Raw genomic sequence first — 24,412 nt, 5'->3', positions numbered from 1 at the left:
TATTTTTGCGCCTCAGCAGAGCTTAAGCTGTTGTAACAGCGATTTGAGCTGCGTTTTGCGAGCGTCATCCAGCGGTTGGGCTGGCGGTAATACGTGCGTGGAAACCGGACGTCCGCACAGCACAATCGCTTCTTTAATGACGTTCACAAACGGTGTGTCCAGCTGATAAATCTGCGGAATTTGCAGCAGCGTCTGGTGGTAATGTGCGGCCTGAGCCAGATCGCCATCGCGGAACGCCTGACGCAATTTCACCGAGAGCTGCGGGGCAAAATTGCCGCTGGCCGATATCGCGCCATCGCCGCCCAACAGCAGGGTGTTAAACAGATGATCGTCGTAACCGCACAGCACGGAGAAGTGCGGGTGAGCCGGTTTCACCGTCAGGATCATACTGCGCAGATGGGCAACGGAATCAATGGTGTCTTTGATACCCACGATATTGCGGCGAGAATCCGCCAGCGTTTTCACCAGCGTCGGCGACAGGTCCTGGCCGGTGAGCGCCGGGAAGTTATACAGGATCACTGGCAGCGTCACGCTATCCGCCACCTGCTGGAAATAGTGAATCAGATTTTGTTCGGATACCTTCCAGTAGTACGGATTAATGACAACGATTCCGTCTGCCCCCGCTTGCTGAGCATGCTGGCTAAGTTCAATGGTTTCCCGGGCGTTGGTGCCACCAGTGCCGATCAGAACGGGCACACGGCGATTGACGTGATCAATAGTAAAACGGGCGATCGCTTTACGCTCTTCGGCGTTTAGCTGCGAGAACTCTCCCCCGCTGCCTAAAAAGAACAGGCCATCAACACCTGCGCTAATCATGTCATCGATGAGCGCGGCGGTGCCGTGTTTATCAAACTGCCCATCGGCGGAGAAGATGGTGGAGACAGGCGGAATAATCCCCGAAAACTGCACGGTCTGCTGCATGAGATCTCCTTGCTGAAGCATTTTGTTCTACATTATAGAACAGCGTTCATTAATTTATCTCTCATACTATGACGCGATAAAGGAAGAGGTAAACCGGGAAAGCGCAGAAAGAGGTGAAATTTTAGACTGGATCACGAAATGATGTAACAACGCGGTGATGTTCCAGGCCCGGCTGCCAGGAAGCGCCGGGCCAAAAAAGTTAGCCCACCAGCATCTTCACGACGACTTTGCGGACCTGAGCAGCGCTCCCCACGGCGCACAGCGGCTTGTGAACTTCGCCCGGATAGAACACCACAAAATCGCCTTCATTTAATACGACGGTTTTTTCCTGCTCGCCTTCTGGCAGGAACGCAATGTCCTTGTCTGCCAGCCAGTCGGTATCCGGCGTGCCGTGTGGCAAGGTGCTGAAGGTCATCCCTTCCTGGCCTTTCAACACGATCTGGATATCCAGATAGCGCGCGTGATACTCCGCACGACGCTCTGCAAACGGCTGGGTCATATCTTCAGAGACCAGATAAAACAGGTTATTACCGTCGATATCGTGCTTACCGAGCGTCGTAGCGTCGGTGACATGCGCTTTGACGTGTTCGATAGCCTGACGCAACTCTTCCGGCAGCCAGGACTGTAAGTGGTGAATATTGCCAACGATCATGTTTAAACCCTCAATATAAAACAATGTTTCATTTTTACCTTTTATACGAGAATTCCCACTGCCATACCACTCATTTTTGCGTCATCCTTGCGACAGCGCATGTTTATCGGAAAATGTGTTAACCCACTGTTAATGCACTTCCCACATTTATGCAGGGATTATGCATAACATGAGCGTAGCGTCATTTCAGCATGCGACTAATCCATTGATTAGAAATATGTAATCTAAAAAACCACTTCCAGTTCACACTTCACTACTTTGAAAATTTGCTCTAAAAATAAATAATTATTTACTGATTCTCTTTAAGCCCGTAATAGTTAATGAGGCTTTTTGCATAGCTATTCCACAACCGTAAATTAATTTAATTAAATCAATAAGATAGAAAATATCAAATATCGCCAATAACCAACAAAATAATAACAACCACACATAACGAGTGTTAATAACGCGTAGTCATTCATATTAAGACAATGACTAACTAATCATTATCTGATGCGAATCATGCAATAGAAAACAAACCTCTTATTACCGAATCCGACGTGAGCAATATCACATTCTGTAATTTCAAGCCGCCTACTATAATCCGTGAAAACAATTGAGCTTAAAGGGCTATGAAATAAACCCAGATTCATAGCACAGCCCTTTTTATTCTGAAAAAAAGTTAAAGGAATAATTATGGAAAAGCATTACGTCGGTTCTGAAATTGGTCAATTGCGTAGCGTTATGCTGCACCGCCCAAATTTAAGTCTGAAACGCTTAACCCCGTCGAATTGTCAGGAGCTCTTATTCGATGACGTATTATCCGTTGAGCGGGCGGGTGAAGAGCATGATATTTTCGCAAATACGCTGCGCGATCAGGGTGTGGAAGTCCTGCTGTTAACCGATCTTCTCACCCAAACGCTTGATATTGCAGACGCCAAAGCCTGGCTGCTGGATACTCAAATCTCTGACTACCGCCTCGGCCCGACCTTTGCTAATGACGTTCGCGGCTGGCTGGCAGATATGCCGCATCGCGAACTGGCGCGTCGTTTAAGCGGTGGCTTAACCTATGGCGAAATTCCGGCCTTTATTAAAAATATGGTTGTCGATACCCATACGGCAAATGATTTTATTATGAAGCCGCTGCCTAATCATTTATTTACCCGCGATACATCGTGCTGGATTTATAACGGCGTTTCTATTAACCCCATGGCAAAACCGGCACGTCAGCGTGAAACCAATAATCTTCGCGCAATATATCGCTGGCATCCTAATTTTGCCGATGGCGATTTTATTAAGTATTTCGGCGATGAAAATATTAATTACGATCACGCCACCCTGGAAGGCGGCGACGTATTAGTGATTGGTCGCGGCGCGGTATTAATTGGCCTGTCGGAACGTACTACGCCGCAGGGCGTTGAATTCCTGGCGCAAAGCCTGTTTACGCATCGCCAGGCAGAACGCGTTATCGCCGTTGAGCTGCCAAAACACCGCTCATGTATGCATCTCGACACCGTCATGACCCACATCGACGTCGACACCTTCTCCGTTTATCCGGAAGTGGTGCGCAAAGACGCCCAGTGCTGGACGCTCACGCCTGACGGACGCGGCGGCCTGCTGCGTACGCAGGAAACCGATCTGCTGCACGCCATCGAAAAAGCACTGGGTATCAATCAGGTACGCCTGATCACTACCGGCGGCGACGCGTTTGAAGCCGAACGTGAACAGTGGAACGACGCCAACAACGTGCTGACCATCCGCCCCGGCGTGGTGATTGGCTACGAGCGCAACATCTGGACCAACGAAAAATACGACAAAGCAGGCATTACCGTGCTGCCAATTCCCGGCGACGAACTGGGACGCGGTCGCGGCGGCGCACGCTGCATGAGCTGTCCACTGGAACGAGACGGAATTTAAAGGAGCCATCATGGAACGAAAACCCACTCTGGTCGTGGCGCTCGGCGGCAACGCGCTGTTGAAACGCGGTGAGCCGCTGGAAGCCGATATCCAGCGCCAAAATATTGAGCTGGCCGCCCGCACCATTGCCGGGCTGACGGCGCAGTGGCGCGTGGTGCTGGTCCACGGCAACGGGCCGCAGGTCGGGCTGCTGGCGTTACAAAACAGCGCTTACACCAACGTCACACCCTATCCGCTCGACATTCTCGGGGCCGAAAGCCAGGGAATGATCGGCTACATGCTCCAGCAAGCGCTCAAAAATAATCTGCCGCAGCGTGAAGTGAGCGTCCTGCTTACCCAGGTGGAAGTGGACCCCGCGGATCCTGCGTTCCGCAATCCGACGAAATACATCGGCCCGGTGTATAGCGAGGAACAGGCCAGCGCGCTAGGAGCAGAAAAAGGCTGGGAATTTAAGGCCGATGGACTGTACTTCCGCCGCGTGGTGCCTTCTCCACAGCCCAAACGGATCGTCGAAAAGGACGCCATTACGGCGCTGATTGAGCGCGATCACCTGGTGATTTGTAACGGCGGTGGCGGCGTGCCGGTGGTGGAAAACGCCAACGGCTACCACGGTATTGAGGCGGTGATCGACAAAGATCTCTCCGCCGCGCTGCTCGCTCGCCAGATTGAGGCCGACGCGCTGCTGATCCTGACGGACGCCGATGCGGTGTATCTCGACTGGGGCAAACCGACTCAGCGTCCGCTGGCACAGGTGACGCCGGAGGTGCTCCGAAATATGCATTTCGACGCCGGTTCGATGGGGCCAAAAGTCGCCGCCTGCCGTGAGTTTGTCGAGACGTGCAGAGGCATCGCCGGGATTGGCGCGCTGGCCGACGGCGCGGCGATTCTGGCCGGGGACAAAGGCACGTTGATTTGCCACTGAGGCACATTTTCCCCTCACCCTACCCCTCTCCCAAAGGGAGAGGGGACTAAACCCCTAACCCTGCGTGACAGGTCGGTTTTCTCCCTTGGTGAATAAGGAAGTCTTCTCCACAAGAGGGTGAGGAAGTCTTCTCCTCAAGAGAGTGAGGAAGTCTTCTCCTCAAGAGAGTGAGGAAGTCTTCTCCTCAAGAGGGTGAGGACGTTTTCCCCCCTCACCCTACCCCTCTTCCAAAGGGAGAGGGAATTAAACCCCTAATCCTGCGTGACAGGTCGGTTTTCTCCCTCGCCCCAAAATGAGAGGCGATATTTTCTCCCTCTCCCTGTGGGAGAGGGCCGGGGTGAGGGCATCAGACAGCACACTTTTAAAAAGGATCCACCCATGACCATTAACCTGAAAAACCGTAATTTCCTCAAGTTGCTGGACTACACCCCGGCAGAAATTCAGTACCTGATCGATCTCGCCATCGAACTGAAAGCCGCCAAAAAAGCGGGCCGCGAAAAGCAAACGCTCGTCGGTAAAAACATCGCGCTGATTTTCGAAAAAACCTCCACCCGCACCCGCTGCGCGTTTGAAGTCGGTGCCTTCGACCAGGGCGCGCAGGTGACCTATCTCGGCCCAACGGGCTCGCAGATTGGGCATAAAGAGTCGATGAAAGACACCGCCCGTGTGCTGGGGCGGATGTATGACGGCATCGAATATCGCGGCTACGGCCAGCAGATCGTCGAAGAACTGGGTGAATTCGCGGGCGTGCCGGTCTGGAACGGATTAACCGACGAGTTCCACCCGACGCAAATCCTCGCCGACCTGATGACCATGCTGGAGCACGCCCCGGGTAAAACGCTGCCGGAGCTGAGCTTCGCCTACCTCGGTGATGCCCGCAACAACATGGGCAACTCGCTGATGGTAGGCGCGGCAAAAATGGGCATGGATATCCGCCTGGTCGCGCCGAAATCGTTCTGGCCAGAAGCCGGACTGGTTGAACAGTGCCGCGCGATCGCCAAACAAACCGGTGCGCGCATCACCTTAACCGACGACGTCAACGAAGGCGTGCACGGCGCAGATTTCCTCTACACCGACGTGTGGGTGTCGATGGGCGAGCCGAAAGAGGCCTGGGCCGAGCGCGTCAGCCTGATGAAGCCGTATCAGATCAATTCGCAGGTAATGAAAGCCACCGGCAATCCGAACGTGAAGTTCATGCACTGCCTGCCGGCGTTCCATAACGAGCACACCAAAATGGGTCGCGAGATCGAAATCGCCTACGGCCTGAAAGGGTTGGAAGTGACGGAAGAGGTCTTCGAATCCGCCAACTCTATCGTCTTCGACGAGGCTGAAAACCGTATGCACACCATTAAAGCGGTCATGGTGGCGACACTCGGCGACTAATCACCGCCCGGCGCGGCCTGAGGCTGCGCCGGGGCAAGGAGAACATCATGGGCAAGTTCAAATTTCCTTCCGCTTACACCATTCTCTTTTTCCTCATTGCCGTCGTGGCCGCGCTGAGCTGGGTTATTCCGGCCGGTCAGTACCAGATGGCGATGAACGCCGCGCTCGGTAAAGAAGTCCCTGTTGCCGGAACGTATGCGCACGTTGCAGCGCATCCACAGGGGATCGTTTCAGTGCTAATGGCCCCGATCGCCGGGCTGTACGATCCGGTTAGCGGCCAAGCGGGCGCGATCGACGTGGCGCTGTTTATCCTGATCATCGGCGGGTTCCTGGGGATCGTCACTAAAACCGGGGCGATTGACGCGGGGATCGAGCGCGTCACCACGCGTTTGCGCGGGCACGAAGAGTGGATGATCCCGATCCTGATGGCGCTGTTTGCCGCAGGCGGCACGATCTACGGCATGGCCGAAGAGTCGCTGCCGTTCTACACGCTGTTAGTGCCGGTGATGCTGGCCGCCCGTTTCGATCCGGTTGTCGCCGCCTCCACCATTTTGCTCGGCGCAGGCATCGGCACGCTCGGATCGACCATCAACCCCTTCGCCACGGTGATCGCCGCCAACGCGGCGGGTATTCCTTTCACCAACGGGATCGTTTTGCGCGTCGCGCTGCTGGTGATCGGCTGGCTCATCTGCGTGGCGTGGGTGATGCGCTACGCTCGTAGAGTGCGCCAGGATCCGTCCCTGTCGATCGTCGCCGACAAACTGGAAGAGAACCGCAGCCATTTCCTGGGCAACAAAGGCGAGCAATCGCTGGAATTCACCCCGGTGCGCAAAGTGATTCTGGTGATTTTCGCCCTTGCCTTCGCGGTGATGATTTACGGCGTGGCCGTTCTGGGGTGGTGGATGGCGGAGATTTCCGCCGTGTTCCTCGCCAGTGCGATTATCGTTGGCCTGATTGCCCGCATGAGTGAGGAAGAGCTGACCTCAACATTTATCAACGGGGCGCGGGATTTGCTGGGCGTCGCGCTGATTATCGGCATCGCACGCGGTATCGTAGTCATCATGGATAAGGGCATGATTACGCACACGATTTTGCACAGTGCTGAAGGGCTGGTTACCGGATTGTCATCGGTGGCGTTCATCAACGTGATGTACTGGCTGGAAGTTGTGCTGTCGTTTCTTGTGCCTTCTTCCTCCGGCCTGGCCGTTCTGACGATGCCGATCATGGCGCCGCTCGCCGATTTCGCTAACGTCAACCGCGACCTGGTCGTGACCGCGTACCAGTCCGCATCCGGCATCGTCAATCTGGTCACGCCGACGTCTGCCGTCGTGATGGGTGGCCTTGCCATCGCCCGCGTACCTTACGTGCGCTACCTGAAATGGGTTGCGCCGCTGCTCGGCATTCTGACGGTAGTGATCATGGCGGCGTTAAGCCTGGGTGCGTTGTTGTAATTTGCCGGATGGCGCTGTGCTTATCCGGACCCCGGTTCGGTGCGGCGCCACCGGACATTTTTGGCCATCAAATGGGATTAGATATGACGGAATACGGAGATTACTCCCCAAAAGAACAGCTTCAGCTCAGGGTTTGCCAGAGCCTGATCAGCGAAAAAAGTTACCTTTCCCAGGAAGAAATACGCCGCGATTTGCAAGAGCGCGGGTTTGACAGTATCAGCCAGTCGAGCGTTTCCCGGCTGCTGAAGTTGCTTGGCGTCATAAAAATTCGCAATGCGAAAGGCCAAAAGATTTATTCCATGAATCCGCAGCTGCGCCCTTCCCCCGATGCGGCGCGTTCGATCTCTGAAATGGTGGTCAGCGTGGAGCACAATAGCGAGTTTATCCTTATCCACACGGTGGCGGGATATGGCCGCGCGGTGGCGCGAATTCTGGATTATCACCAGTTACCGGAAATTTTAGGCGTGGTGGCCGGGAGCAGTATTGTCTGGGTTGCGCCCCGCGTGGTGAAGCGCACGCCGCTGGTGCACAAGCAAATTAATTATTTACTCAGAACGCATTAATATTCAGATAGAACCGTTTGCGATGAGTAAAGTGTGCATTAATCGCTTGATCAGAAAATCGAGCTGAGTATAATCGCCGACAATTTGCCGGGAGGAAGCCATGCTCAAGCGTGTTCGACATCATGTCTTACCGCGTCTGAAAACAGACGCTGGCCTGCCGTTTTTCTTCCCGTTGCTTACCCTATTCCCAGAGCCCCTCATTTGAGGGGCTTTTTTTTGCCCGGCGTCAGGAGATAAACATGAACCCGCTTTATCAAAAACACATCATTTCCATCAATGACCTCAGCCGCGAAGAGCTGGAATTGGTTCTCGATACCGCGGCAAAACTGAAGGCCAACCCACAGCCCGAGCTGCTGAAGCATAAAGTGATTGCCAGCTGTTTCTTCGAAGCGTCGACGCGCACCCGCCTGTCGTTCGAAACCTCCATGCACCGTCTGGGCGCCAGCGTCGTGGGCTTCTCTGACAGCAGCAACACGTCGCTGGGCAAAAAAGGCGAAACGCTGGCGGACACCATTTCAGTGATCAGCACTTACGTGGACGCGATTGTGATGCGCCACCCGCAGGAAGGCGCGGCGCGTCTGGCGACAGAGTTTTCCGGCGGCATTCCGATTCTGAATGCGGGTGACGGCGCGAATCAGCACCCGACGCAAACCCTGCTGGATTTGTTCACCATTCAGGAAACGCAGGGACAGCTTGAGAACCTGAATATCGCGATGGTCGGTGACCTGAAATATGGCCGCACCGTCCACTCGCTGGCGCAGGCGCTGGCGAAATTTAAGGGCAACCGTTTCTACTTTATCGCCCCGACCGCGCTGGCGATGCCGCAGTACATTCTCGATATGCTGGATGAAAAAGGCATTACCTGGAGCCAGCACGCCAGCATCGAAGAGGTGATGGGCGACGTGGACATTCTGTATATGACGCGCGTGCAGAAAGAGCGTCTGGACCCGTCCGAATACGCTAACGTGAAGGCGCAATTTGTCCTGCGCGCCAGCGACCTCGAAGGCGCACGCACCAACATGAAAGTACTGCATCCGCTGCCGCGCATCGACGAGATCGCCACCGACGTGGACAAGACGCCGCACGCCTGGTATTTCCAGCAGGCTGGCAACGGCATTTTTGCTCGCCAGGCGCTGCTGGCACTGGTTTTGAATCGCGAATTAGCACTGTAAGGGAACATGAACATGACACACGATAACAAACTCCAGGTAGAAGCCATCAAGCGTGGCACGGTGATTGACCATATCCCTGCGCAAATCGGCTTTAAGCTGCTGACGCTGTTCAAGCTGACCGAAACCGATCAGCGCATCACTATCGGTTTGAATCTGCCATCCGGCGAAATGGGCCGCAAAGATTTGATCAAAATCGAGAACACGTTCCTGACCGACGAGCAGGTGAACCAGTTGTCCCTGTATGCGCCTGATGCGACCGTTAACCGCATCGACGATTACGAAGTGGTGGGGAAATCTCGCCCGAACTTACCAGAACGTATCGACACCGTTCTGGTCTGCCCGAACAGCAACTGCATCAGCCACGCTGAGCCGGTTTCATCCAGCTTTGCAGTCAAAAAGCGCGAGAAAGACATCGCACTCAAATGCAAATACTGCGAAAAAGAGTTTTCTCATTATGTGGTGCTGGCTAACTAATTGAGGCGTTCTGTTACACGAACTCATTCTCGCTGCATTAAGGCGGCAAGTCTGAATATCCCCGCGAGCAGAAAAAACTCTGTGACCGGGGTAGGAGGACGCGGCCAACGATGAGGCAGCGTGAAGGATGAAGTGTATAATGCCTATGAATTTTTTAACGCTGTTATCCTGGAGAAATCATGACAAAAGTACTTGCGACGGAAAATGCACCTGCGGCTATCGGCCCATACGTTCAGGGCGTTGATCTGGGCAGCATGATCATCACTTCCGGTCAGATCCCGGTGAACCCAAAAACCGGTGAAGTACCGGATGACGTTTCTGCTCAGGCGCGTCAGTCGCTGGAAAACGTGAAAGCCATCGTGGAATCCGCGGGCCTGAAAGTGGGCGATATCGTGAAAACTACGGTGTTTGTGAAAGATCTGAACGATTTTGCGACCGTTAACGCCACTTACGAAGCGTTCTTCACCGAGCATAATGCGACTTTCCCGGCGCGTTCTTGCGTTGAAGTGGCGCGTCTGCCGAAAGATGTGAAGATTGAGATTGAGGCGATTGCAGTTCGTCGCTGATCGTTTTGCCCTATTACTGTTTGGGGCGATCGGTTAAGTATCTGAGGTTATTCCGTTCACCTTATGTTCAGCAGAACATAATGGCTTTTAAAACCTGTGAACGTGACAAGGGGGCTACGCGGCCCCCTTTTCGATCCGGCCTCCGGTTCGCCGATTTCAGCGGAGACTCAACACCGGTGACCTGTGCAAATGACGAAGTTCTTGTTGTAACGTTTCATTCCAACTTAATTTCCGCTGAAGCGCCCTCGCATTTCCCGTATTTGCCCTGATTTGTGAGCACTGTTTTTTTATCCAGAGGAGTATTATTGGTTTTACGCGATGAGGGGTTTATTCAGAGCGGGAATTGAGAGGTATTAAAAGCGAGTATTAATTAGCGCGATGCAAAGGTGTCCAACCACCCTTACACCGCTAACCACAAACAACTGACTACGGAGTTGAAAATGGCTGCAAACGAGTTTATGCCAGATCCCACTATTGCCCAAACAGATCCTGAGAGATCGGAGGGTAATGATCGTTTTCCCGAGGTGACTCGCAAAAAAGATGCGCATCGTCTTCACGGCAAAGACACGGTCGAGGCAGCGGTACACGCCCGAGCCGACACGCCAGTATCCAGCGCCGCCTGCTGCGAGCTGTATTCCAGAATCCGCAATCGCTTTATTCCGCTTTCCGGCGAGTGGCTGCCAAAAGCCGGTTTTCTCGACGGTATGCCGGTAAAAATCGCGTGATGCCAGACTGCATCATCATTACGCCGCAAAACACTCGCGAACTGTGGGGCTGCCTCGAAGGCATGAGCGTGGTGAATATCAATAAAAAACGCGTGCAGGAATGGCTGAAAACTTTTCCTGGCGCGCTGAATGATACGGAGAATATTCCAGTGGTGAGGCGGAGAGTGTAAGATCAGAGAGTAATTCTCGGCCTATGGCCGGGGTTTTGGACAGATCTTGAATTGTGGAAAAGTGACTACGAGTAAGACTTATACGTTAGCACGGGGGAAATTTCAGCATTGAATGTTTCGTAATTGCATTGATTATGTAATTCATGTTGAACATGAGCTGTAAACTACATATGACATGCTTTACATTACGACACTTAACCATCAAAATATTAGTTTAATGGCCAACAAACCGCGAAGCTCAGGAATTATATGATTATTGAAAGTGTGTTTTTATCAAAAGATCGGGAAAAACTTAATCCTGCGCCAACTGATCCAATATTTTTTAAAAAAGCAGAACGTTACATAACAGATAGCTTTAATAAGTTATTAGACGAAGATGAATTTATTTCAAAAACATTTAATGACCTTTATTTAGATGGATTTGAAGGGGTCATTTTTGGCGGTTGGGTGAGAGATCGAATAATAGAATTATTAACAAAAAAAAACATTAAATCAAAAGATATTGATTTTGTTTGCAAAGGTAAAAATGAACTTTCCAAACATTTCATCAAAAAAAAACAAGTAAACGAAAATATGTTTGGCGGATATTTTATAGAATACCCCACGATGCACATTGATATATGGGAGCTCGATAAAACTTATCTTATATCAAAAAACTCGTTAAAAAAAGAATTTTCCTCTTTGATATTAACTGCTGATTACACAATCAATTCCGTTATATATTATCCGAGACAGAACAATTCAGACCCCTATCTATTAGACTTTGGGTGCATCGAATCAATAAAGAATCAAGAGATAGATTTTCTTGCTGATGAAGTTGCATTTCCCATTATTCAAACAGCAAGAGCTGTTATATTCTCGGCAAAATTCAATTTATTACCATCTAATACAATCAAAAAATTCATAAAAGACACTTGTAATAATAGTTCAAATATCAAAAAAGTGCTTACTGGGATTGATAATTATTGTCCTCCTGAGCATAAAAAAAACGCCAAAAAAATAATTAAATCAATTTTAGAACAAAAATAATTCTTTGGATTTTAAATAAGGATACACACATGAAAACAAATTTTTTTTCACATTGCTGGGGAGTTTTTGATGGAGGTGGGGTTAGAGGCGCAGCTCACGCAGGAGCCTTTAAGGCAGCTAAAGAATCTGGAATGAGTTTTGAACGTTTAGCAGGCACATCCGCTGGTTCAATTGTGGCTGCATTAATAGCAGCTGGTGGCCCTCCTGAATATATTTCAAAATTATTAATGGAGACAGATCTTTCTATATTTTTAAGCCCTCCGGTTAAAACTGACTCAATATATAAAAATAACATCAGCTTTGTTAATGCTATAAAATACATTCCACTAGGAAAATACACTCCAATTAAAGATATCCTGTTTAATTCAGGAATGCATTCATCTTGTAAAATTGAAGAATGGCTTGAAAGCATATTACAAGAGTTACTCCTTTCGTACAGAGAACGAGGGGCAAAAGGAAGTATTCGCTTTAATGAATTGAAAATCCCATTGCATATAGTTGCTACTAATCTTTCAACTGGATTGCCCCAAGTTTGGTCTACTGAAACTACTCCTGAAGCAAGTGTTTCTTACGCAGTTCGTTGTTCATGCAGCATTCCATTTTTCTTTCAAGCAATTTCAGACAATGATTCGATCTTTGTAGATGGTGGTGTTGTTAGTAACCTTCCATCATTTATATTTTCCAAATTATTGGATGATATGGCTTTCTATACTAAAAAACCAAACATAATTAATTTTAGACTTATACAGAAAGTAACTATCTCAAAGAAACCAAATAATATAATTGAATATTTCGAAAAGTTATCAAATGCAGTTGTTGCTGGTGGTTCGGAAGTGCAGAAGATGCTTCAAACATCAACTTATAATATAATGATTGATACAGGAGATGTAGGCTCCACTGACTTTAAATCAGTTGATAAAGAATGTAAAGAAGGATTGCATCAAGCAGGAATGCTAGCTGTTAAGGACTTTATTGCTAATGAAAGAGTTCTGTTCAGACAAGGAAATATCAATGCCGTATCACAAGGCTTTGATGAGAAAATGCTTATGCTAGTTCAACAAATTAGAGACTGTAGTAATGAAATTTTGGTTTCAGAAACATCATGTAAATGGTTGGATTTTATTTTCCCGACCATTTTAATCGCACTTAAAAGAGGCGTGAAGCTAACTTGCTTACTCAAAAGCAAAAATGCTGACAAAGTTCCTGAAAAAAGATTCCACTATCTCTTAGAAAATATCGGTGCAAATATTCATTATGTAAATACCTTACCATTCAATGGATTCTTATTTTCTCCTTTCGATCAATATAGCACTGCAATTCTAACTACCAGCGAAAACGAAGACGATTCTTACAAAAATGAAAAAGTCAAAATGTATAATTATTTTAATGATGCTCCAATTATTAATCTTTTGAGAGAAAAAATAAAAAAAGAATGGTTCGAAAAATCAATCGATAATTGTAATTTAGAATACATCCCATGCTCTGACCTCGAAATATCATCCAAACTGAGGAATGTCCATCAATACAGGAATGCTGTTTTCTCTCTAGAAAGGATTGAAGTGAATGACAGTATTTTCAGTATGTCAGAGTCAGTCAAAGAGTATAAAGTTGAACAAGTAAAAAGCTTCATGGCTGATATTATCAAACACGCTGATACATTCGGAGTTTACAAAGTAAAGTTACTTAATGGAACTTCAACTATAATTACACCACCTGTACTTGAAAAAATAAATGAGAAATACTATGTAATTGAAGGAAATGCCCGACTCTTCCATTGCTTGAATAATGGCATAAAATTTATCAAAGCAGTTGTCGTTGAAAAGGTTACTGACAGTTTGCCTTCGCAACGTTCAAACCCACTAAGTAAAATTCGTTTAACTTCACTAACGCAAACAATGGCTCAGAATTATACTGGGATCGACCCAAGAAAATTTCGACATATAGAATCAGCAATGCATCCTTATCCTCCAGAAAGTTGAAAGGAATAATTTTTTTGTAGTAGGCATCTGTATAAAGCCAGATGCCTACTATTATTTTAAAGTTGCATTATATAAGGTATCACTGCGTAACACTTAGTCATCAGATTGTTAAAAATAACCGGATTACTTTGTGATTTTGTTCATTACGTCACTAATAGCTTTTGAGTAAAATCGCTCAGAAGGGTCAGCTTTGCCACCCCCTACTGATTACGCGTCGCCCTTAACAACGTCTCAACCGGATAAACCGCCGCGATCACCACCTCGTCCTGAATCTCCGCGGCCTTATCCAGCTCTTTTTGAATAGAAGCGATCTCCTTATCATCCAGCGTGCCCTGTCGCGCCACCAGGTCGGCCAACCGTAGGCCAATTGATGTCAGCTTATCCACCTCCTGAATAACGGGCTTGATGGCTTTGAGCTGATAATTATTGTCACTCAGCGCCAGCGCATCGCTGGTATTGCTTTGCCAACGGGTAAACACGTGGCGCAGCGCCTCGGCGCTTTCGGTGTCTTCCGCATCGCTGACCAGGCGTTCGGCCCATTTGTTCATCTGGCGCACGGTGTTGCTCTCCGCGCTCAGCGCATCGGCGTAACGGTTTAGCGGCTCAAACTGATGATAATTTCCGGCCTGGAATTTGAGATGCTGACGGGTGTAATACTGCGCCGGTTCCAGCGCCTGCGCGAGAATCTGCAGCGGCAGCGTCTCGGTCGTATTCGCCAGACGTATGAAATACGCCTGCTGCTGGCTGTGCTGCTGAAGGCCGACCGATACCGTCGTCCAGGTGTCCATCGCCTGCAAACGGGTGTACATGTTGTCGACATCCTTCACGTCCTGCGCGGACCACAGACGCTCCGCCACCGCAAACGCGCGCGGCCACAGCTTGATATCCAGCACCGGCGCGACCACGTTTTCCGCCCACAGCGCCGCTTCGCCGCCCATCAGATTAGCCTGCTGATCGGCATCCGGCACCACCGGTTGCGTGCCTTTTGGTACGTCATCCAGACGCGCGCCGGAAATCAAATAGCGCGCGTTACCTACCAGGAAATAGCCCGTCAGCTTGTCGTCCGCGACGTTCACCACCGGGCGCGTTTCGCCCATCCAGGTATCAACGGTGAACGTCACCTGATTGTCATCACGCCACTCAATATTATTCACCGCACGCCGGGATTTACCGTTGAAATCAATAAATCCGCGCCAGCCAGAAACCGCTTTCACCAGCGTAAAGCTGCCTTCAACCGGCTTGCCTTTCAGGCGTGGCATGGTAAACGTCCAGCTTTGTGCGCTGTCGTTATCGCCAATGATATCCACGCTGTTTAAGCCTTGCGGCACGATTTCATTGCGATAGTGATAGGCCGTGCTTTGCGGCTGATCGAGATAAAAACCGGTGGAGAGAATGCCTTTGTAGCCCTGCTTCGCCACTTCGCCGAGCGCGTCCTGCCCCTGCCAGGACTGAATCAGAATGCTTTTGGGCAGATCCGGATGGTAAATCTCATCCCAGCCGACCATCTGGCGGTGATGTTTTTCAAGGATCGTTTCCAGCTTGCGGTTGAAATACGCCTGCAATGCGTGGCTGTCAGCAAGTTTGTTGTCGCGCATAAATTGCTGAATAGCTTTGTTTTCTTTCCACTGCGTGTCGTCAACTTCATCGCCGCCGATGTGCAGATACGGATCGGGGAAGATCGCCGCCAGCTCGCTGACCATCGCCTCAGCAAAGGCATATGTCGCTTCTTTTGTCGGATCGAGAACCGGTTTCAACACCCCCCAATGGCGTTCCATTTCATACGGTCCTGGCGCGCTCATGAGCTCCGGATAGGCCACGGCGATCGCCGACGCGTGGCCCGGCAGGTCGATTTCGGGCACTACGCGCACGCCGCGCGCGGTGGCGTATCGCACGATGTCACGCATCTGCTCAGGGGTGTAAAACAGTCCATCGCTCGCCAGTTGCGTCAGTTTTGGATAGTGTTTCGAGGCAAATCGCCAGCCCTGATCGTCGGTTAAATGCCAGTGCAACACGTTCAGTTTGGCGGCCGCCATGCCGTCGATCTGCCGTTTGATATCTTCAAGCGGGATGAAATGACGCGCGGAGTCGAGCAGCAGACCGCGCCATGGGAAGCGCGGGGCATCTTCAATTTTCACCCACGGCAGCGAGGTGTTTTCCGCGCCGTTTTGAATGAGCTGGAGCAGCGTTTCCATCGCGCGCAGCGCACCAAATCGGGTGTTGGCGGCGATATTGACGCCGTTGGCGTCGACGGTGAGCGTGTATCGTTCATCGCTGTCGGGCAGAGGTTGCGGGGTAACTTTTTTAGCGATAGCGATGCGAATGGTGGGTTTATCCGGATTCACAGCCTGCGGCTGAAGCGTCCAGCCGGTTTGCAGCGCGATGCGCTGACGCAGACGGTCCACGGCATCACCGAGATCGTCACCGCTCACGCTGACAGAAAGTTTATCGTTCAGAACCAGCGCGCCTTGCGGCGTTGGGCGCTCAACGTGGGCAGGCCACGGCATGAGGGGCAAATCGCCCGCCGGTGCCGCAAGAGCAGAAGAGCCGAGCAAAAGCCCGGCGGTCAGGAGGCTGTAACGCAACATAATGTTCCTTATCAAATTTGACGGGCCAAATAAGAGCAAAACATTTTGTTAACATGTGGGTAAATTGTCGTCAAGGAGGTAGGGCGACGGGGATCACAGGTTGTTGAATTTGGGAGCAACCGTATCCCCTCAACCCAGCCCTCTCCCAAAGGGAGAGGGAGAAAACCGAGCCGTCTGCTCCCCTCACCCCTGCACTCCCCCAAAGGGAGAGGGAGAAAACCGAGCCGTCTGCTCCCCTCACCCCTGCACTCCCCCAAAGGGAGAGGGAGAAAACCGAGATGCCTGTTCCCCTCATCCCGGCCCTCTTCCAAAAGGTGAAGGAGAAAAGCGAGACGCCTGTTCCCCTCACCCCAGCCCTCTCCCAAGGGGAGAGGGAGCTGATCCCTCACCCCAGTCTTCTTATAATGCGAGAGGGCGCGAAATCACTGCCAACCGTAGCGACGGGCATAGAACCCTTTTACCATCTGCGTCAGCACCATATACCCCGCCAGAATCGCCACCAGCCATGGGAAGTAGCTCAGCGGCAGCGCTTGCAGGCTCAGGTAACTCGCCAGCGGTGAGAACGGCAGCGCGATGCCCATCGCCATCACCAGCAGGGTCATGATGATCAGCGGCCAGGCAGCGCGGCTCTGGATGAACGGGATACGGCGCGTGCGGATCATATGCACAATCAGCGTTTGCGACAGCAACCCGACCACGAACCAGCCGGACTGGAACAGCGTCTGGTGTTCCGGCGTGTTGGCGTGGAACACAAACCACATCAGGCAGAAGGTCAAAATATCAAAGATCGAGCTGATCGGGCCAAAGAACAGCATGAAACGGCCCAGATCGGACGGATTCCAGCGCTGCGGTTTTTGGATCTGCTCTTCGTCCACGTTATCAAACGGGATCGCCACCTGGGAGACGTCATACATCAGATTCTGGATCAGCAGATGCAGCGGGAGCATCGGCAGGAACGGCAGAAATGCGCTCGCCACCAGCACGCTAAAGACGTTACCGAAGTTAGAGCTGGCGGTCATTTTGATGTATTTCAGCATATTGGCGAAGGTACGACGCCCTTCAATCACACCCTGCTCCAGCACCATCAGGCTCTTTTCTAGCAGGATGATATCGGCCGCTTCCCGCGCGATATCCACCGCGCCGTCCACGGAAATCCCGATATCGGCCGCCCGCAGCGCAGGCGCATCGTTGATGCCGTCGCCCATAAAGCCCACCACGTGCCCTTCGCGACGCAGCAGCGTGACAATGCGCTCTTTGTGCATCGGCGTCAGGCGCGCAAACAGCGTGGTGTGTTTTGCCAGTGCCGCCAGCTCGTCATCGGAAAGCGTTTCGATATCGCTGCCCGTCACCACGTCACCGGCATCCAGCCCGACTTCACGGCACACTTTTGCCGCCACCAGTTCGCTGTCACCGGTCAGGATTTTGACGGTAATGCCGGAGGCTTTCAGCGCTTTCAGCGCCGGTGCTGTGGTCTCTTTCGGCGGATCGAGGAATGCGATGTAACCTTCGAGAATCAAATCGGATTCGTCGATACGCTGATAGTCGCCAACGCGTGCAGGCAGGATTTTACTGGCAACCGCCACCACGCGCAGTCCCTGACGATTGAGATTGTCCGTCACGCGTTTGATGCGGCGCAGCATGGTGTCGTCCAGCGGCACAATTTCACCGTTATGACGCACCTGAGCCGACACATTCAGGATCTCCTGCAGTGCCCCTTTGCAAATCAGCTGATGCACATCCGGCTGTTCGCTCACCACCACCGACATGCGGCGGCGCTCAAAGTCGAACGGGATCTCATCCACTTTTTGCCAGCGCGTCGACAGCGTGCGGGCCGAATCTTCGTCCACCCCTTCCAGCACCGCGACATCCAGCAGATTTTTGAGGCCGGTTTGATAATGGCTGTTCAGCCAGGCCGTGTGCAGCACACGCTCGCTTACCTTCCCGGCGATATCCGTGTGGTTCTCGAGCACGATTTTATCCTGCGTCAGCGTCCCGGTTTTGTCGGTACACAGGATGTCCATCGCGCCAAAGTTCTGGATAGCGTCGAGATGTTTCACGATGACTTTTTGCTTCGACAGTTTGACCGCCCCGCGCGCCAGCGTGGAGGTGACGATCATCGGCAGCATTTCCGGCGTTAAGCCAACCGCGACGGAGAGCGCAAACAGCGCAGCTTCCCACCAGTCGCCTTTGGTGTAGCCGTTGATCAGCAGCACAATCGGCGTCATCACCATCATAAAGCGGATCAGCAACATGCTGACGCGACCAATGCCTTTCTGGAACGCGTTTGGCTCGCTCTCCTGCTGGCTGACGCGTCCCGCCAGTTGGCCAAACCAAGTGTTGCCGCCGGTGGCGATCACAATGGCCTGCGCCGTGCCGCTCACCACGGTGGTCCCCATAAAGCACAGGGTATCGCTTTCGAGCGGATTGGTTTGCTGCGGGTCACGGCTGCGCGCCACTTTCTCGACCGGCAGCGATTCGCCGGTGAGCGAAGCCTGCGCGACAAACAGATCGCGTGCCTTGATGATGCGAAGATCGGCCGGGATCATGTCACCCGCGGCGAGTTTAATGACGTCGCCCACCACCAGCTGATCGATAGACAACTCAAGCCAGGCGTTTTCGCCTTTCTCGTTGATAACACGCTGCACGGTAGCGGTGTTGCTGACCATCGCTTTCAGGGCGTCAGCCGCACGGGTCGACCGCGCTTCCTGAATGAAATTCAGCAGTGTAGAGATGGCGACCATCAGCGCAATCACGCCAGCGGCGAACAGATCTTCCGTGGCATAGGAAACGATACCCAGCGCGGTCAGCAGCAGGTTGAACGGGTTGCGGTAGCACAGCCACAGGTGGACGAACCACGGTGACGGCTTTTGCGCCGGGATCTGGTTGTCGCCATGTTCGGCGCGTGTTTTTTCGACTTCCGCAGCGTTCAGCCCTTCCGGGTGACCGCCAAACGCCCGCCAGACTTCATTCTCATCCATCGCGGCGGCTTTCAGGCAGTGTTCCGTCAGCGTTGGTGGAATAACGGTTCCGGCCACGTTTTTGGCATCAGGCAGAAGATCGCGCTGAATGAGACGGCGCGGCAGGTGGCGGCCAAACAGTGCGTGTAGCTGCCGGGTGATATTTTTCAGCATAACAATTCCCCCGCATCCGCAGAGGCGGACGCAGTTTTTCCCTCAGGCGTGGCAGTGCTGTACCTGAAGGGCATTCACATTTTTACAGCAGGAACGTTTATGACGTTGCTGCCTCACATCACCGGTGAGACAGCGAGGGCTGGCTTACCGGAAAGAGATTCTCCATCGCGGGAGAGGGGTGGGATCAGGGTCCATACAGCCTCCGGTAAGTAAAAAGAGTAAGTCGACGCGCAGTATCGTGTTTTATCCATACCGTTTGTGACGATTCGAGCGGTATGATAAGCCTGCGTAACTAAACCGAACGTATACACGGCACTATTCACGCGGCATTAAGCGTGGGCCCTGGATAGATGAACCGTCGAAACCAGATTTTGCCCATTGCGAAATCGTGGTGTCGCAGTAGGCTCAAATGACGATTTATCGCTGTTACAGGGAATAAAGGATGCAGAACCGCCTGACCATCAAAGACATTGCGCGCTTAAGCGGCGTGGGCAAATCCACCGTGTCGCGCGTGCTGAACAACGAAAGTGGTGTCAGCGAGCGCACGCGTGAGCGCGTCGAGGCGGTCATGAATCAGCACGGTTTTTCCCCCTCCCGTTCCGCGCGCGCCATGCGCGGGCAGAGCGACAAAGTGGTCGCGATTATCGTTTCTCGTCTTGATTCCCTGTCGGAAAACCTGGCGGTACAAACCATGCTCCCGGCGTTTTACGAGCAGGGTTACGACCCGATCATGATGGAAAGCCAGTTTTCGACGCAGATGGTGGAAGAGCATCTCGGTATGCTGAAGCGCCGCAATATCGACGGCGTGGTGCTGTTTGGCTTTTCCGGCATTAAAGACGACATGCTGAAACCGTGGCAAGCATCGCTGGTGCTGCTGGCGCGCGATGCCAGCGGATTTGCTTCCGTGTGTTACGACGATGAAGGGGCGATCCGCACCCTGATGCAAAAACTGTACGATCAGGGGCATCGCCATATCAGCTATCTCGGCGTGCCGCACAGCGACGTCACCACCGGCAAGCGCCGTCACGAAGCCTATCTGGCGTTTTGCAAAAAACACAATCTGCCCGCCGTGGCTTCTCTGCCAGGCCTGGCGATGAAGCAGGGTTACGATCAGGTGGCAAGCGTATTAACACCGCACACCACCGCGCTTATCTGCGCCACGGATACCCTCGCGCTGGGCGCAAGCAAGTATTTGCAGGAGCAGCGTATCGATACACTCCAGCTGGCGAGCGTGGGCAGCACGCCGCTGATGAAGTTCCTGCATCCGGAAATTATCACCGTCGATCCAGGCTACGCAGAAGCCGGTCGCCAGGCGGCATCACAGCTTATCGAGCAAATAAATGGCCGCAGCGAACCGCGGCAGATCGTTATCCCCGCCCACCTCTCTTAAATACACGTCATCCTTCAAGCAGCCTGTGCATTGGCTGCGTTCGTTCACCCCAGTCACAGCGTTATCTATGACCCTGGGATTCACTCACTTGCGGCCTTCATGCCGCTTGAATGATTGTGTGGATTAAAGGAATTATTGTGATCTTCACCTGATTTAGGGAACGTTCCCATTTTCGATATTTCGCATAAAGCGTAGGCTTGCGTCCAGGTCATTACCCTCCACATCTGTCATGAGGCTTCATGATGAGCAAAGTAAAACAAACCGATATCGACCAGTTGATCGTGCTGGTTGGGGGACGCGAGAACATCGCCACCGTCAGTCACTGCATCACCCGCCTGCGCTTTGTGTTGAACGACCCGGCCAAAGCCGATCCGAAAGCCATCGAAAATCTGTCGATGGTCAAAGGTTGCTTCACCAATGCCGGGCAGTTCCAGGTGGTGATTGGCACCGAAGTGGGCGATTACTACCAGGCGCTACTGGCAACAACAGGCCACTCTTCGGCTGATAAAGAGCAAGCCAAAAAAGCGGCGCGTCAGAACATGAAATGGCACGAGCAGTTGATTTCCCATTTCGCGGAAATCTTCTTCCCGCTGCTACCTGCGCTGATCAGCGGAGGCTTAATTTTGGGCTTCCGCAACGTGATCGGCGACGTGCCGATGAGCGACGGCAAAACGCTGGCGCAGATGTATCCCGCGCTGCAAAGTATTTACGATTTCCTGTGGCTGATTGGCGAGGCTATCTTCTTCTATCTGCCGGTTGGGATTTGTTGGTCGGCGGTGCGCAAAATGGGCGGAACGCCGATTCTGGGTATCGTTCTGGGCATTACGCTGGTCTCTCCGCAGTTAATGAACGCTTACTTACTGGGACAGCAGGTGCCGGACGTCTGGAACTTCGGGATGTTTACCATCGCCAAAGTGGGCTACCAGGCGCAGGTGATTCCGGCGCTGCTGGCGGGCCTGGCGCTGGGCTTTATTGAGACGCGCCTGAAACGCATCGTGCCGGATTATCTCTATCTGGTCGTCGTTCCGGTCTGTTCTCTGATTCTGGCGGTATTCCTCGCCCACGCGTTTATCGGTCCGTTTGGCCGCATGATTGGCGACGGCGTGGCCTTCGCGGTACGTCACCTGATGACCGGCAGCTTTGCGCCAGTTGGTGCGGCGCTGTTTGGCTTCTTGTATGCGCCACTGGTGATCACCGGCGTGCATCAGACCACGCTGGCGATTGATATGCAGATGATCCAGAGCCTCGGTGGCACGCCGGTCTGGCCGCTGATCGCCCTGTCGAACATCGCTCAAGCGTCTGCGGTAACGGGGATTATCATCGTCAGCCGCAAGCATAACGAACGCGAAATCTCGGTTCCGGCTGCGATCTCCGCCTATCTCGGCGTGACCGAGCCGGCGATGTATGGCATCAACCTGAAATACCGCTTCCCGATGCTGTGCGCGATGATTGGCTCCGGCCTGGCCGCGCTGCTGTGCGGTCTGAACGGGGTGATGGCAAACGGGATTGGCGTCGGCGGCCTGCCGGGCATTCTCTCCATCCAACCGGCTTACTGGCAGGTGTTTGCGCTGGCAACGGCGATTGCGGTTATCGTGCCGATGGCGCTGACCACCGTGGTTTATCAGCGTAAGTTCCGTCAGGGCACGCTGCAGATTGTTTAACCTCTTCATTCGGGGCGCACTTGCGCCCCTTCGCATTTGCAGGAACGAACTATGAATACCCTTCCTCACTGGTGGCAAAACGGCGTCATCTATCAGATTTACCCAAAGAGTTTCCAGGACACCACCGCAAGCGGCACCGGCGATTTGCGCGGCGTGACGCAGCATCTGGACTACCTCAAAGCTCTCGGCATCGACGCGATTTGGCTGACCCCGTTCTATATTTCCCCGCAGGTGGATAACGGCTACGACGTGGCGAATTATACCGCCATCGATCCGGCTTACGGCACGCTGGATGATTTTGACGAACTGGTGGCGCAGGCGCATACGCGTGGGATTCGCATCGTGCTCGACATGGTTCTTAACCACACCTCCACGCAGCACGCGTGGTTCCGCGAGTCGCTGAATAAAGCGAGTCCGTATCGCCAGTTCTATATCTGGCGCGACGGCACGCCGGATGCCTTGCCGAACAACTGGCGCTCCAAGTTTTGCGGCAACGCCTGGCGCTGGCACGCCGAGAGCGAGCAGTATTACTTGCACTTATTTGCGCCCGAACAGGCGGATCTCAACTGGGAAAATCCAGCGGTGCGTGCGGAGCTGAAAAAAGTCTGCGCGTTCTGGGCCGATCGCGGCGTGGACGGTTTGCGTCTCGACGTGATTAACCTGATCTCCAAACAGCAGGATTTCCCCGACGATACCCTCGGCGACGGGCGTCGCTTCTACACCGACGGACCGCGCGTTCACGAATTTTTGCAGGAGATGAGCCGCGACGTATTTACCCCGCGCGCGCTGATGACCGTGGGCGAGATGTCATCCACCTCGCTGGAGAATTGCCAGCAGTACGCGGCGCTGGACGGGCACGAACTGTCGATGACGTTCAACTTCCATCATTTAAAAGTGGATTACCCGAACGGCGAAAAATGGACGCAGGCGTTGCCCGATTTCGTGGCGCTAAAAGCCCTGTTCAGCCACTGGCAGCAAGGCATGCACAACAAGGCGTGGAATGCGCTGTTCTGGTGTAATCACGATCAGCCGCGCATTGTGTCGCGCTTTGGCGATGAGGGCGAATACCGTGTGCCAGCCGCCAAAATGCTCGGCATGGTTCTGCACGGAATGCAGGGCACGCCGTACATTTATCAGGGCGAAGAGATCGGCATGACCAATCCGCACTTCACCCGTATCACCGATTATCGTGATGTTGAAAGCCACAATATGTTCGCTGAAAATCGCGAAAAAGGCCGCGAAGCGGACGAACTTCTGGCGATTCTGGCGAGTAAATCCCGCGACAATGGCCGCACACCCATGCAGTGGGACGCCAGCCAGAACGGCGGATTTACAAAGGGTGAACCGTGGATCGATCTCTGCAATAACGTCGGCACGATTAACGTTGCCGCAGCGCTTAACGATCCCGACTCCGTTTTCTATGCCTATCAGTCGTTGATTCAGCTGCGCAAAACGCTGCCGGTACTGACGTGGGGCGATTATCAGGATCTCCTGCCTGAACATCCGTTCCTGTGGTGCTATCGCCGTCAATGGCAAGGGCAGACACTGATTGTGGCCGCCAACCTGAGCGGCGAGTGTCAGCAGTGGCATCCGGATGCGCACGAGGGCGACTGGCGCGTGGTACTCAGCAACTATGCAGAAGTGTCCAGCCAGCCGATAGCCATGACTCTGCGCCCCTTCGAAGCCATCTGGTGGCTGCAAGACTGACGAAAAACGCCGGGAAACCATCATGTTGCCCGGCG

At 52.7% G+C, this 24,412-nt stretch carries 20 protein-coding genes and 1 pseudogene; 15 read left to right on the top strand and 6 right to left on the bottom strand.

Annotated features, from left to right (window positions below):
* Positions 1-12 precede the first annotated feature (12 nt).
* Together AC07RN_RS11485 and AC07RN_RS11480 are read right to left on the bottom strand one after the other, a co-directional pair.
* Positions 13-921: a dihydrodipicolinate synthase family protein gene (locus AC07RN_RS11485; protein ID WP_478336394.1), complete on the bottom strand. Its 909-nt coding sequence runs from the start codon at positions 919-921 to the stop codon at positions 13-15.
* A gap of 199 nt (positions 922-1,120) precedes the next feature.
* Positions 1,121-1,573, bottom strand: coding sequence for a YhcH/YjgK/YiaL family protein (locus tag AC07RN_RS11480; protein WP_407438500.1), 453 nt, complete (start codon positions 1,571-1,573; stop codon positions 1,121-1,123).
* A 675-nt stretch (positions 1,574-2,248) separates the two neighbouring features.
* Here AC07RN_RS11480 and arcA point away from each other — a divergent pair.
* From arcA to AC07RN_RS11455, 5 genes are all read left to right on the top strand, one after another.
* Positions 2,249-3,469 carry an arginine deiminase gene (arcA, locus tag AC07RN_RS11475; protein WP_012015865.1) on the top strand — a complete coding sequence of 407 codons (1,221 nt, stop codon included), beginning with the start codon at positions 2,249-2,251 and terminating at the stop codon, positions 3,467-3,469.
* A 10-nt stretch (positions 3,470-3,479) separates the two neighbouring features.
* Positions 3,480-4,391, top strand: coding sequence for a carbamate kinase (arcC, locus tag AC07RN_RS11470; protein WP_478336393.1), 912 nt, complete (start codon positions 3,480-3,482; stop codon positions 4,389-4,391).
* Between the two features lie 378 nt (positions 4,392-4,769).
* Positions 4,770-5,774 (top strand): ornithine carbamoyltransferase, encoded by a 1,005-nt coding sequence (argF, locus tag AC07RN_RS11465; RefSeq protein ID WP_235134643.1) that lies wholly within the window; start codon positions 4,770-4,772, stop codon positions 5,772-5,774.
* A gap of 47 nt (positions 5,775-5,821) precedes the next feature.
* Complete coding sequence (locus AC07RN_RS11460; RefSeq protein WP_012015862.1) at positions 5,822-7,225, top strand: YfcC family protein; 1,404 nt, start codon at positions 5,822-5,824, stop codon at positions 7,223-7,225.
* Between the two features lie 83 nt (positions 7,226-7,308).
* Positions 7,309-7,788, top strand: coding sequence for an arginine repressor (locus tag AC07RN_RS11455; RefSeq protein ID WP_012015861.1), 480 nt, complete (start codon positions 7,309-7,311; stop codon positions 7,786-7,788).
* 3 nt (positions 7,789-7,791) lie between these two features.
* Here AC07RN_RS11455 and AC07RN_RS11450 read toward each other — a convergent pair whose 3' ends face one another.
* Entirely contained in the window at positions 7,792-7,890 is a 99-nt protein-coding gene (locus AC07RN_RS11450; protein WP_235134641.1) for a hypothetical protein, read from the bottom strand.
* On the opposite strand from AC07RN_RS11450, the gene AC07RN_RS11445 reads away from it, so the two are divergent.
* The 7 genes and pseudogenes from AC07RN_RS11445 (at position 7,889) to AC07RN_RS11415 (ending at position 13,903) form a co-directional block, all read left to right on the top strand.
* Positions 7,889-7,993, top strand: a complete 105-nt coding sequence (locus AC07RN_RS11445) for a pyrBI operon leader peptide (RefSeq protein WP_133631840.1) — start codon at positions 7,889-7,891, stop codon at positions 7,991-7,993. The two genes, AC07RN_RS11450 and AC07RN_RS11445, sit on opposite strands and share 2 nt — an antisense overlap.
* 34 nt (positions 7,994-8,027) lie before the next feature.
* Positions 8,028-8,960: an aspartate carbamoyltransferase gene (gene pyrB, locus AC07RN_RS11440; RefSeq protein ID WP_478336392.1), complete on the top strand. Its 933-nt coding sequence runs from the start codon at positions 8,028-8,030 to the stop codon at positions 8,958-8,960.
* 12 nt (positions 8,961-8,972) lie between these two features.
* The gene (gene pyrI, locus AC07RN_RS11435; protein WP_012015859.1) at positions 8,973-9,434 is read left to right on the top strand and encodes an aspartate carbamoyltransferase regulatory subunit; all 462 of its coding nucleotides are present in this window, start codon (positions 8,973-8,975) and stop codon (positions 9,432-9,434) included.
* 179 nt (positions 9,435-9,613) lie between these two features.
* A complete protein-coding gene (ridA, locus tag AC07RN_RS11430) occupies positions 9,614-10,000 on the top strand; it encodes a 2-iminobutanoate/2-iminopropanoate deaminase (RefSeq protein WP_059179999.1) in 387 nt (128 codons plus the stop codon).
* Positions 10,001-10,440: 440 nt separating this feature from the next.
* A pseudogene (locus AC07RN_RS11425) lies at positions 10,441-10,895 on the top strand (SymE family type I addiction module toxin).
* 249 nt (positions 10,896-11,144) lie between these two features.
* Positions 11,145-11,924: a hypothetical protein gene (locus tag AC07RN_RS11420; protein ID WP_478336391.1), complete on the top strand. Its 780-nt coding sequence runs from the start codon at positions 11,145-11,147 to the stop codon at positions 11,922-11,924.
* 29 nt (positions 11,925-11,953) lie between these two features.
* Entirely contained in the window at positions 11,954-13,903 is a 1,950-nt protein-coding gene (locus AC07RN_RS11415) for a patatin-like phospholipase family protein (RefSeq protein ID WP_478336390.1), read from the top strand.
* A 200-nt stretch (positions 13,904-14,103) separates the two neighbouring features.
* On the opposite strand, the gene AC07RN_RS11410 is transcribed toward AC07RN_RS11415, so the two are convergent.
* From AC07RN_RS11410 to mgtL, 3 genes are all read right to left on the bottom strand, one after another.
* Complete coding sequence (locus AC07RN_RS11410) at positions 14,104-16,488, bottom strand: beta-N-acetylhexosaminidase (protein WP_478336389.1); 2,385 nt, start codon at positions 16,486-16,488, stop codon at positions 14,104-14,106.
* A 422-nt stretch (positions 16,489-16,910) separates the two neighbouring features.
* The gene (mgtA, locus tag AC07RN_RS11405) at positions 16,911-19,619 is read right to left on the bottom strand and encodes a magnesium-translocating P-type ATPase (protein ID WP_133631847.1); all 2,709 of its coding nucleotides are present in this window, start codon (positions 19,617-19,619) and stop codon (positions 16,911-16,913) included.
* A 144-nt stretch (positions 19,620-19,763) separates the two neighbouring features.
* On the bottom strand, positions 19,764-19,814 hold the full coding sequence (mgtL, locus tag AC07RN_RS11400) for a mgtA regulatory leader peptide MgtL (protein ID WP_150099603.1): 51 nt from the start codon (positions 19,812-19,814) through the stop codon (positions 19,764-19,766).
* A gap of 247 nt (positions 19,815-20,061) precedes the next feature.
* On the opposite strand from mgtL, the gene treR reads away from it, so the two are divergent.
* From treR to treC, 3 genes are all read left to right on the top strand, one after another.
* Complete coding sequence (treR, locus tag AC07RN_RS11395) at positions 20,062-21,009, top strand: trehalose operon repressor TreR (RefSeq protein ID WP_478336388.1); 948 nt, start codon at positions 20,062-20,064, stop codon at positions 21,007-21,009.
* Between the two features lie 242 nt (positions 21,010-21,251).
* Positions 21,252-22,670, top strand: coding sequence for a PTS trehalose transporter subunit IIBC (gene treB / locus AC07RN_RS11390; protein ID WP_208111363.1), 1,419 nt, complete (start codon positions 21,252-21,254; stop codon positions 22,668-22,670).
* A gap of 51 nt (positions 22,671-22,721) precedes the next feature.
* Positions 22,722-24,377, top strand: a complete 1,656-nt coding sequence (gene treC / locus AC07RN_RS11385) for an alpha,alpha-phosphotrehalase (RefSeq protein WP_478336387.1) — start codon at positions 22,722-22,724, stop codon at positions 24,375-24,377.
* Positions 24,378-24,412 lie beyond the last annotated feature (35 nt).

The organism is Lelliottia sp. GFLA7 (assembly GCF_056490165.1).
Note: the sequence above shows the minus strand (reverse complement) of the source record. Positions and strands in the feature narration are given on the sequence as shown.